Origin of the sequence: Enhygromyxa salina (genome assembly GCF_000737335.2) — a bacterium.
Classification (GTDB): Bacteria; Myxococcota_A; Polyangia; order Nannocystales; family Nannocystaceae; genus Plesiocystis; species Plesiocystis salina_C.
Genome location: NZ_JMCC02000195.1, coordinates 1 through 6,404, shown reverse-complemented (window position 1 = coordinate 6,404; position 6,404 = coordinate 1). Strand labels below are relative to the sequence as shown.

Genomic DNA, 6,404 nt, shown 5'->3' with positions numbered 1-6,404 from the left:
TGCTGCGGCTCAGGTACCTGGCAAGGGCCCCGGCGTTGGCCCGCAGCGAGTACTCACTCTTGGCCGAGAGGACCAACAGCTGCGGCGCGGCGAGGGCCGCTTGCTCCCGCTCCTGCGCGGGCCCGCAGTACTCCTCCACGACCAGGCACGCGTTGGCCCCCCCGCCTCCGAACGAGCTGACGATCGCCCGCCGCGGCGAGCTGTGCGGGGCGCCCTCCGGCCCGCTCAGCTCGAGCTTGGGCCACGGCTCCAGCCGCTGTTGGATCGCGAAGGACGTCGCGTCGAGGCCGAGCTTGGGATTGAGCGCGGCGGCGTGGAGCGAGGGCGCGAGCTGGGCGTGGCGCAGCTGCAGCAGGACCTTGGTCAGGCCGACGATGCCCGCGGCCGACTCGAGGTGACCGACGTTGGACTTGACCGAGCCCACGGCCACGTGCCCGCCCGCGACCCGGGATGGGCCGAGCGCGGCGACGAGGCCGGCGATCTCGATCGGGTCGCCGAGCGGCGTGCCGGTCCCGTGGGCCTCGACGTAGTTGATGGTCTCGGCCCCGACCTCGGCCCGGGCGAGCGCCGCCCGGATGACCTCGGCCTGCGCCGACGAGCTCGGGACCGTGTAGCCGCCGGTCTTGCCGCCAGCGTTGATCGCCGTCCCGCGGATCACGGCGAGGATGCGATCGCCGTCGGCGACGGCCGCCGCCAGCGGCTTGAGCAGCACGGCGCCCACGCCCTCGCCGTCGACGAAGCCGTCAGCCCCAGCGCCGAACGCCTGCAGCTTGGGCCCACGCGAGATCATCCCGCGCCGCGCGAGGGTGCGCATGTGCATCGGGTGGAGGATCAAGTTGACCCCACCGGCGATCGCGGCGACGCACTCGTTGCGACGAATGCTCTCGCAGGCCAGGTGAATGGCCGTCGAGGCCGCCGAGCAGGCCGTGTCCACGGCCATGCTCGGGCCCCTGAAGTCGAACACGTAGGACACGCGGTTGGCCAGCGACCAATAGTTGGAGTGGGCCTCGGTCTCGACCCCGCGGGCGTCGGCCTCGCCGCCCATCCACTCGTAGTTGCTGTTCATCGCGCCGACGAACACGCCCACGGGCCCGGCCGCGGCGAGCTTGGCCGCCGGGCAGCCGGCGTCATCGAGGACCGCCGCGGCGGTCTCGAGAAACAGGCGCTCTTGCGGATCCATGGCCGCGGCGTCGGCCGGTGAGATCTGCCAGAACATCGGGTCAAATTTGTCGACGTCGTCGATGAACCCGCCCCACTTGCTGTAGCAGCCCTGGCGTCCGCTCGCGTCGTGAAAGGCGTCGGCGTCCCAGCGCTCGGCCGGGACCTCACGGATGCAGTCGCGCCCGCTGGCGAGGTTGGCCCACAGCTCGCCGACGTCGTCCGCGAGCGGGTAGCGGCCGGCGACACCGATGATCGCAACGCCCGCGTCGGCCGGGGCCTTGGTCGGCGCCACGAGTTGGGCAAGGAGGCTCAGCAACTGTTTGCGTTTGTGGTCCACGGTGTTCTCTCGTGTTGCATCCCGAAGCGCGCGCTCCAGCGCGGCCACAGGCTTGCGGATGGGGACTCGGTCCGCGCTCAGTCGAGGTCGGAGCGGCGCGCGGCGACTCGCTGGGCCCGACGTGAGACCCGCTCACTCCCGGGCGAGGTCTCGGCTGCGGTGAGGCCGAGCTGCACGCTCAGGTTGTCGACGAAGCTGGTGATCGTGGGGAACTCGACGAAGGAGCTGGCTGGGACCTCCAGGCGCAGCTCGGTCGCGAGCTTGGCGGCGATGCCGATCAGCACCAGCGAGTCGAGGCCGAGATCGAACAGGTTGGCGTCGAGGCGCACGCGCTCGCGCCCGCCGACCGCCTTGGCGACCTCGTCGACGACGCAGGTCGTCAACGCCTCGTGGATCGCCAGGGGATCGCCAGCGTCGAACACCGCGCGGAGCCGACTGCTCGCGACCGGGGGCTGCTCGCGGCCGCGGCCCGGCTCGAACCAGCAGCGGCGCCGCTCGAAGGCCGGGGTCGGCAGCGGCACGCGCCCGATGGTCTCGCCGTGCATGGCCGCGTGATCGATGTCGAGCCCCGCGACCCACAGCGCCCCGACGAGGTCGAGGACGTGGGCCAGACCCCCGGCGCGGCCGGGTGGCGGCGAGACCTCCACCGGGCGATGATCCGGGCCGAGCGCGTCGAGGCTCGAGAACCCGCCGCCGCCCATCCAGCTGTCCGCGCGGCCGGCCTCGACCTCGCTCATCCACCGCCCCCGGCTCAGGTTCATGATGGGCAGGCGCGCGGGCTCGATCTGGCGCGGGGCCTGGCCTTGAAGCAAGCCCGCGGCCTCGGCCAGGGTCACGACCTCGGTCACGGCCGCGGCCACGGCCAGGCCAGGACCCGCAGCCGCGAGCCCAGCCGGCGCGACGCCCCAGGACATCAGCGCGCGGACGAGGGCGTACTCGTGGATGAAGCCCGGGTCCACGGTGGTGGTCCCGAGCGCGCGAACGCAGTCCTCGTGGGCCGCGCGGTAGGCCGGCAGCGCGTCGCACAGCTCGCGGATCTCGGCCGGGTCGACGCTGGCGCCAGTCAGCACCAGCACGGGGGTCCTCCGCTCGCGCCCGACCTCGGCCCGGCGCACGCGCGCGTCGTCGCCGAGCGCGAGGACCATGGCCGCGTCGCGGACGCTGTCGACGACCACCGCGAGGCGGTGGGCGTGGCTCCGGCGCCCACAGGCCAGGGTCCGAGCGACGGCCCCGAGATCGAGCCCACGCCGACGCTTGAGATCGCGCGCGAGCTTCATGCTCAGGCGATCGAGGCTGGGCTCGGACCGCGCCGACACCAGCACCAGCTCGTGGCTGCGGCCCGACGTCGCGGCCGGACGCGCCGGCGGCTGCTCGAGGATGACGTGGGCGTTGGTCCCACCGATCCCAAACGAGCTCACGCCCGCGCGGCGTGGGCCCTCCGCGACCCAGTCCCGGGTCTCGGTGTTGACGTAAAAGGGGCTCGCGTCGAAGTTGATCTCGGGGTTTGGCTGCTCGAAGTGGAGGCTCGGGACCAGCTGCTGGTGCTCGAGCATCAACACGGTCTTGATCAGCCCAGCCATCCCCGCGGCGGTGTCGAGGTGGCCGATGTTGGTCTTGACCGATCCGAGGGCGCAGCTGCCCGCGCGGCCGGTCCCCTCGCTAAACGCCTGCGTGAGCGCGGCGACCTCGATCGGGTCGCCGAGCGGCGTGCCAGTGCCGTGGGCCTCGACGTAGCTGATCGAGTCGGGCGAGAGGCCGGCGATCGCGAGCGCGTCGGCGATGACCTCGGTCTGGCCACCGACGCTCGGGGCCGTGTAGCCCGCCTTGTCGGCGCCGTCGTTGTTGATCGCCGAGCCACGGATGACCGCGTGGACCCAGTCGCCGTCGGCCACCGCGTCTTCGAGACGCTTGAGCACGACGACCCCCACCCCGCTGCCGATGACCGTGCCGCGGGCCTGAGCGTCGAACGCCCGACAGTGGCCGTCGGGCGAGAAGATCATGCCCTCTTGATAGCTGTAGCCCTTGTCGAAGCCGAGGTGCACGGCGCCGACGAGGGCCATGTCGCACTCGCCACCGACCAGGGCCATGCACGCGCTGTGGATCGCGACCAGCGAGGTCGAGCACGCCGTGTTGATGCTGAGGCTCGGCCCGCGCAAGTTGAGCTTGTAGGACACGCGCGTGGCCAGGAAGTCCTTGTCGTTGGCCAGCATCAGGCGATAGCGCTCGATCGCCGAGCCGCTCGTGTAGCGGCCGCCGAGCTTGTCGAGCAGGTAGGTGTTCATGCCCGCGCCAGCGTAGACGCCGACGTGACCCGGGCACGCCGTGGGGTCGTAGCCTCCGCGCTCGAGCGCCTCGTGGGCACACTCGAGGAACACCCGGTGCTGGGGATCGAGGATCTCGGCCTCGTCGGCGGTGAAGCCAAACAACTCGGCGTCGAAGTCCTCGAGCTCGTCGATGGTCTGCGCCGCCTTGACGAAGGTGGGGTCGGCGAGACGCTCGGGCTCGACCCCGGCCGCGAGCAGCTCCTCGTCGGTGTAGCGCCGCAGGCCCTCACGCCCGCCCTTCAGCAGGTCCCAAAACTCCTCGACGGACGCCGCACCCGGAAACCGGCAGGCCATCGAGATAATCGCAATATCGTGTTGTCCAGTCGTCATCGTGAGTCTCCAGGTGTCAAGTATCGAGGCGGATGCCGAGCTCCGAGGCCACGGAGCGCATGTCGAGGAAGCTGCGGGCGACGAAGCGCGCGGCGTCCTCCGACGCATCCATCCGCTGAAACAAAGCGACGAGCTCGGCCTCGTGATCGGCTCGCTGGCCCTCGCCCTTGGCGATCGCCATCACGACCTCGCCGAGCCGCGCATCGACCTCGCCGAGGTCGAGGCTGCGCGGGAACTTGATGCTGAAGGTGTTGCGGTCGTAGTCGGCGTTGCGCTTGACCGAGCGCACGTGACTCGACGCGTTGAGCTTGTAGAACATGCAGCCCCAGTTCTTGTACGAGTAGTAGTTGAGCAGGGGGAACAGCGTGCAGTGGGTCTCGAGCGGCGAGGACTCGTACAGACCCTTGGCGCGAAGGACCTCGACGATGCGATCGGGGTCGTAGTCGTGGCGCATCGCGATGAACGGGAACACGATCTTGGGCAGGTTCTCGTCCTCGTCGAACAGCAGGTCCTCGAGCTGCTCGCCGAACAAGGTCCCCGTGAGCTGCTCACCGAAGGTCTTGTAGAAGCCACGCACGACCTCGCGCACGTTCGACTCCATGGTCAGGATCTGCTGGGGGTCGGCGCACAGCGCGATGTAGGGGATCTTCTCGCGGTAGGCCCACAAGATCGCCTTGAGCACGAAGAAGGTCCGGCACGAGACGCACGGCAACTTCTCGTCGAGGTAGCGGCCGGGCTTGGGCGCCGGGCGGTTGAAGACCTCGCGCATCATCAGCTTGATGTTGTCGTCGTCGGCGTCGACGACGAAGGTCGCGTCGATCTTCTCGCGCGCGAGCGCGATGTTCTGCGCGGCGTGGACGCTCTCGAACGGGACGTCGAAGGTGTAGGCCAGGACTTGCTTGCCGTACTCGTTGACGAACAAGTCGAGCATGTAGGTGCTGTCCTTGCCCCCGCTGTACATGAACAGGCAGTCGTAGTCGCCGGCCGCTGGGGCGGCGGCCTGGAACTCGGCGAACACCTCGCTGGTGTAGCGGTAGTTGTCGAGCAGCTCCTCGACCTGGCTGAGGCTGCACAGGTTGCAGATCTGCTGGTCGTCGATCGTGATCCCGGGATGATCGGACCTGAGCGCACAGATCCTGCACGCGGTCGTCGATTCGCTGGCTTGGTGAGGGTCGGGTTGTTGCATGGTGATCTGTGCTCGCAAGCTGAGGTTCAAGCGCCGCGCGGGATCCGTCGGCTGCGACCGCGACGTTGGGCCAGGGCCCCGAGATCGCGGGTCCGTCGCGGGCGTCCGGCCGCCGGCGCCTCGCCGACCAGGTGCCTGGCCATGGCCCGCACCGTCGGGTGGGCAAACATGCTGAGCCGCGAGACCGGTCGCCCGAGCTGCTCGGCCAGTCGCGCGGTGACGGCTGTCAGCTTGAGCGAGTCACCGCCGAGGTCGAAGAAATTGTCGTTGGGCTCGACCCAGTCGAGACCGAGGACCTCGGACCAGACCCCGGCGATCTGCTCCTCCGTCTCGCCGCGCAGCACCTCGCCGCTCCGAGCTCGGCGCAGGACCGGCGCAGGCAGTGCCTCGCGGTCGATCTTGCCGTTGAGCGTGAGCGGTAGCGTATGCAGGGTGACGATCGCGGCCGGAACCATGTAGTCCGGCAAGCTCGCACCGAGGCCCGCGCGCAAGGCCGCGGGCTCGAGCGGCGCGCTCGCAGCCGCCGGGACGACATAGGCCACGAGTCGCCGCTCGCCGGGCTGGTCCTCGCGCAGCACCGCGACGGCCTCGGCCACGCCCGCGCTGCGCCGGAGCGCGGTCTCGATCTCGCCGAGCTCGATGCGGTAGCCGTTGAGCTTGATCTGCCCGTCGATGCGCTCGAGGTACTCGAGCCGACCATCGGGCAGCGCGCGCACGAGGTCGCCGGTTCGGTAGGCCCGGTCTCCGTCGGCGAGCACCACGAACCGGGCCGCGCTCAGCTCCTCGCGACCGAGGTAGCCGCGGGCGAGGCCGTCGCCGCTGAGGTAGAGCTCGCCGGGGACCCCCGGCGGCACGCTCTCGCGGCGCTCGTCGAGGACGTGGCAGCGCGTGTTGCCGATCGGCCGGCCGATCGTCACCGGCTCGCCCGCGCGGACCCGATCGACGAGCGACCAGATCGTGGTCTCGGTCGGGCCATACATGTTGTAGAGCTCGGCGACGCGCCCGACCAGACGCTCGGCGAGCTCGGCGGGCAGGGCCTCGCCGCCGCACAGCGCCCGCAGCCGGG

Annotated in this window: 4 protein-coding genes; all 4 read right to left on the bottom strand. The window is 70.6% G+C overall.

The window, feature by feature from the left end:
- Positions 1–1,498 (bottom strand): beta-ketoacyl synthase N-terminal-like domain-containing protein (locus DB30_RS39705; RefSeq protein ID WP_240480435.1); only part of this gene is annotated, 1,498 nt, incomplete at its 3' end.
- Positions 1,499–1,575: 77 nt separating this feature from the next.
- Positions 1,576–4,152 carry a type I polyketide synthase gene (locus tag DB30_RS39700; protein ID WP_052559216.1) on the bottom strand — a complete coding sequence of 859 codons (2,577 nt, stop codon included), beginning with the start codon at positions 4,150–4,152 and terminating at the stop codon, positions 1,576–1,578.
- Positions 4,153–4,168: 16 nt separating this feature from the next.
- Positions 4,169–5,338 carry an adenine nucleotide alpha hydrolase family protein gene (locus DB30_RS39695; RefSeq protein ID WP_052559218.1) on the bottom strand — a complete coding sequence of 390 codons (1,170 nt, stop codon included), beginning with the start codon at positions 5,336–5,338 and terminating at the stop codon, positions 4,169–4,171.
- 26 nt (positions 5,339–5,364) lie between these two features.
- Positions 5,365–6,404, bottom strand: a 1,040-nt coding sequence (locus tag DB30_RS39690; protein ID WP_146662770.1) for a non-ribosomal peptide synthetase, incomplete at its 5' end; no start/stop codon positions are given.